Source organism: Halanaerobium salsuginis, from assembly GCF_900114545.1.
Classification (GTDB): domain Bacteria; phylum Bacillota; class Halanaerobiia; order Halanaerobiales; family Halanaerobiaceae; genus Halanaerobium; species Halanaerobium salsuginis.
Window position 1 is genome coordinate 1 of record NZ_FOTI01000076.1, and the last position, 4,435, is coordinate 4,435.

6 protein-coding genes and 1 pseudogene are annotated in these 4,435 nt (G+C 28.6%); 4 read left to right on the forward strand and 3 right to left on the reverse strand.

The genetic code is table 11. The annotated features are described in order from the left end of the window. From BMZ74_RS14035 to BMZ74_RS14045, 3 genes and pseudogenes are all read left to right on the forward strand, one after another. The coding region (locus tag BMZ74_RS14035; RefSeq protein WP_177181464.1) for an ATP-binding protein at window positions 1-206 on the forward strand (206 nt) is incomplete at its 5' end. 98 nt (window positions 207-304) lie between these two features. Further along, window positions 305-733, forward strand: a pseudogene (locus BMZ74_RS14040) (DeoR/GlpR family DNA-binding transcription regulator); the annotation flags it as partial. Window positions 734-749: 16 nt separating this feature from the next. After that, window positions 750-1,574, forward strand: a complete 825-nt coding sequence (locus BMZ74_RS14045; protein ID WP_089862830.1) for a Cof-type HAD-IIB family hydrolase — start codon at window positions 750-752, stop codon at window positions 1,572-1,574. Between the two features lie 488 nt (window positions 1,575-2,062). Here BMZ74_RS14045 and BMZ74_RS14050 read toward each other — a convergent pair whose 3' ends face one another. The 3 genes from BMZ74_RS14050 to BMZ74_RS14060 form a co-directional block, all read right to left on the reverse strand. Then, a complete protein-coding gene (locus tag BMZ74_RS14050) occupies window positions 2,063-2,341 on the reverse strand; it encodes a hypothetical protein (RefSeq protein WP_089862831.1) in 279 nt (92 codons plus the stop codon). Continuing rightward, window positions 2,323-2,988, reverse strand: a complete 666-nt coding sequence (locus BMZ74_RS14055) for a DUF2971 domain-containing protein (RefSeq protein ID WP_089862832.1) — start codon at window positions 2,986-2,988, stop codon at window positions 2,323-2,325. The genes BMZ74_RS14050 and BMZ74_RS14055 overlap by 19 nt, the downstream gene beginning before the upstream one ends. A gap of 187 nt (window positions 2,989-3,175) precedes the next feature. Next, entirely contained in the window at window positions 3,176-4,057 is an 882-nt protein-coding gene (locus BMZ74_RS14060; protein ID WP_089862833.1) for a hypothetical protein, read from the reverse strand. A 263-nt stretch (window positions 4,058-4,320) separates the two neighbouring features. Here BMZ74_RS14060 and BMZ74_RS14870 point away from each other — a divergent pair. Then, the coding region (locus BMZ74_RS14870; RefSeq protein ID WP_218142094.1) for a helix-turn-helix domain-containing protein at window positions 4,321-4,435 on the forward strand (115 nt) is incomplete at its 3' end.

Here is a 4,435-nt window from a genome sequence, read left to right on the forward strand (position 1 = left end):
TTCAGATCTTTTCTGAAAGATATGAAAAGGGATCCATATTTTTAACCAGCAATCTTGAATTTGCTGAATGGGCTAAAGTCTTTCATGATGAAAGAATGACTGCTGCAATTATTGATAGATTAATTCACAACAGCAAAATTATGTTATTTAATGGACCAAGTCATCGACTTTTAGACCAGCAGAAGAAAACTAAAAAAGACCAGTAATTCAACTACCTAAGGAGATAACTTCTTCTCCTTCTTTTTTAGCTAGGTGGTACACAATTCGATTGGTAGGGTGGTACATTTTTCGCTTGACAAAAGCACTTGCTCAATTAACTCATGAAGAATTAATTATATATTCACATTCATTGGATAATGCTATCATGTTGAGCGATCATGAGAAGGTTTCATTTAATTTGTTAGGTGGACGCTTTTTTCCAAAAAATCGTTTTTACTATTCCTTAAACGAAACCGAAATATTAAAATCAATAAATTTTGACATAGCATTTATAGGAGCAGCAGGACTCAAAAACGGTAAAGTTAGCTTTGATGATCAAGAAGATGCTTATTTAAAACAATTAGTACTTAAAAATAGCCAAACAAAAATCTTACTTGCTGAACAGGATAAATTTGATAAGTCAGCTAGCTTCATATTAAGTGATATAAGTATTTTTGATTATTTTATTACTGATAAAAAACCTAAAAAAAAGATTCGTAAAAATATAGCTGGTAATGTTAAAATAATCTATTAGAAATGAGGTCATATAAATGGTCGAACATAAAATTAGATTGATTATAAGTGATATTGATGGGACTATTCTTGATGAGCATAATTTAATAGATAACAAATTAAAAGAAAATGTAGGATGTTTAAAAAGAAAAAATATTCCTTTTGTTTTAGCCTCTGCCAGGTCTCCAAGAGGTATTTTCCCAATCGCAAAAGAACTAGAAATAAATGATAGTCCAATTGCCTGTTACAATGGGGCCTTTATTTTAGAGGGTACTATTGATAATTACGCTACTATAATTAGTCATGAGATTAATAAAACTGAGATAAATTTAATAGTTGACCTTCTAAAAAGTCAGTTTCCCACAGTATCTATAAATTTGTATTCTAAAACAAATTGGTATGTTGAATCTTATGATAAATGGGCAAAAATAGAAGCATCAATTACTAAAGATACTCCTGTTGAGAAAAATCTCAAGTTATTATTAAATACTCTCTTACCTTTCCATAAATTATTATTAATTGATGAAGCACAAGTAGTAAAAAAACTTCTCACTCATTTAAATAATTTAAACTTACCGAATAGTGCTTTTTATTTATCTAAAGATAATTATTTAGAGGTGACAGCTAAAAATGTATCAAAAGAAAAAGCTTTGCTTGAATTAGCTGATTATTATAATGTCCCTCTAGAAAATATAATGGCTATTGGTGATAACTATAATGATATACCAATGTTATCTTTAGCCGGTCTTGGAGTAGTAATGGATAATGCACCATTAGAGGTGAAAAAAGCTGCTGATATTAAAACGAGTGATAATACTAAAAATGGTGTATCAAATGCTATTATAAAGTATGTTCTTACTTGAAAAACAACAAGCTCTTTTAGAAATTTATAAGCAGTTAGGAAAAGCAGAAAAAAAAGTAAAAATAAAGCCCCTACTAATTCACATGATGATTTAATAAATAAAATGAGAAATAAATCAAATGAATAGTGATTAAAACTATGAAGGTGTCTATCTGCCAGATGCTAAAAAGAACCTTAATATAATAATTTCATATTCGTTATTGTTTAGCCTGCAAGATTTATGACAGAAGACATGGCGACAATCTCATGTTATCAGTGCATACTTTTGTGGTTTTTAGTAAATCCACAGGATTCCATTTATATCAAGGACATTAAGATGTATGGAGATTATTGGGTTTTGTGGTTTTAGCCTATTTCCACAGGTTTTGGGCAGGATTGGGGCAGGATTTTAGACTTTTTGTTTGTCTTGATCCTGCCCTTATGGTTATACCTTTTTGCAATAAACTATTATATTTACTACCGTGCTTTCGCTTCTTTAGATATCATTTTTTAAAGTTTTTTAAAAATTAAATTAAAATTTGAACTCAATTCATCAAAGATCATTTTATATACAGGTATTTCTAATGCATTTGCAATTTTTATAATCCTGTCCGTATAGCTCGACATACAGTTCATACCAATATATATTTCTTTTGGTGCTGCTGACACATAAGGCATTCCTTCTGCCGTTGCTCCTGTATTACATCTAAATTCGTTTTCATAACTCCATGAAATATGTTTTATATTACAAAAAAATGAAGACAAAAATACTAATGATAAATCATCCAATAATATCTGTTTTTTTCCTCTGCCGATTGAATCTCAATATCTCGAATCATTTTTTCCACTTGTTCACTCATTAAACTTGAAATATCAATACGTTGATTAGTATATTGAACTGGAAATGTACAACTAGATAACTGCACATTTTTTTTCATATCATATGAAACACAATAACCTGCATGGTTGTTTGCATAATGTGCCCACATTGGCATCGAATTTACATGGTTAGAGGTTAGTGCCGATACTTTAAAATAGGATGAAAAATCATCAATTAGCTTCCCATCATGTTCAGCTAATCTTTCATGTTTTTTTAGTTCATCAGATTTATAAAAATAAGCTTTATTATCAAATGGGTCATTTAAATATCTTGTATCAGACATAAATATCTTTTTTTGTTCCAGTGTATGGAGTTTCTGCTCGTTTAAAACAATATCATCCGTTAATGAATAATATTTGAACAATATATCTGGTATGTATAGACGTGTGATTTTATAAATAGTATTAAAAACTTCGTTTTTATTTGATGTTGTATTAAGTAAAAACATTGCTTTAAGATAATCCATTGGATTATCCGTTCGCCACTTCTCAATATCAAAATTTTCCTCGTCAGTTGAATTTTCTGGAATTGTATATTGAATATCTTCTAATTTCACTTGGATCTTTCACCTCACAGGATAATAATCCACGGTTCTATTTCTCTGAATTTAGCTTCTGTTTATTGTTATAACCAGCAATTTACTGCATCATGTATTATATAATAATCGTTAGCCAGACTTGACTTAGGTCATGTGAATTTGGGGGAAGCATAGCGGAACCGTATATGAAAATCTTCTCCTTCTTTTACTCCTCGTTAAATAATTTTTCTTTCATTATTTCTAAAAATTCTTTACCTTTCTCGTCTATAAATTCTGCTCTTTTCATTGGTAATGAAGAAACATCTAAAAAATTAGAGAATGGAATACCAGGATATTTATAAAATCTATTATCTAATATACTAAAGATGGGCCTTTTAGTTTTTCTACTAATAAGATGACAGAGCATTTCATATTCTTCAATATCCATATGAAAAAAACCTTTAATAGGAATTTGAAAATGTTGTTCTAATTTATCTTTGATTTCTTTTTCAACTGGAGGTAAAGTAGGAAAGTCTTTAATATTTACAACAGCTATATAATAACTTTTTATATCTTGAAAAACACTTTTTTTATTAGAATCTAATATTTCCACAATTCTATCATGTGCCTGTTTTATGGGCGATAATACTAAATCCTCTTGAGCTTTTTCAATAGAATCATGATCATTCCCCTCTAAAGCATTTAAAGTTAATCTTTTACTTTTCGCTTCTATTACTAATAATTGATCACCTAATTTTAACATTACATCAGGCGATCTTTTCTTATCTTTATCATATTCAAATTCTTTAATAAGTTCATATTTATTTTGACCAGAAGAATTTTTAGCTTTTTCCATTAATATTTCTATATATTTTTCATAAGGTCTTCCGAAAAAAGAATTAAATTTTAAATCTTCATCTGGATAACAAGCTCGTATTTTATGAAATACTCCTTCAAATAATTGCTCCTTAAAAAGTTTATTAGAAATAGGTAATACTGTATTTTTATCAATTTTAAATAAGGGTTTTTTTCTAAATTTGATGAAACTCCAAGGATTATCTATATTCTCTTTAGACCAGTCTGTTAACTCATCAAATTCTGCAGTCAATGAATCAACTATATTAAACGAAATTCTAGTTAACTTAGTAGTAGAAAAATATTTAGTAAAATTGCTGTAGATGATAAAATAGATTTTACAGAAAACGCTCATTAAGATTTTACGGATATTGCTAGATAATGTAAATCTCAAGATTTAGAGTTGGCAAATATGTTAAATTAATCCAGTACCATAATCTGCTCTTTTAGGATATAATATTCTTTTAAATATCCTAAGAGGAGGCAGAAATATTGAATAAAGAAGATGGATACAAAATGCATATAAAAATCCACCAGTTAAAAGAAATGGGATTCAATAAATCCCAGATCGCAAGAAGATTAAATATTAGCAGACCAACACTCAATAAGTACTATGACTTAAATACAGAAG

Coding starts and splice junctions, on each gene's coding strand:
- BMZ74_RS14045 (WP_089862830.1), top strand. CDS start 750: ATGGTCGAACATAAAATTAGATTGATTATAAGTGATATTGATGGGACT.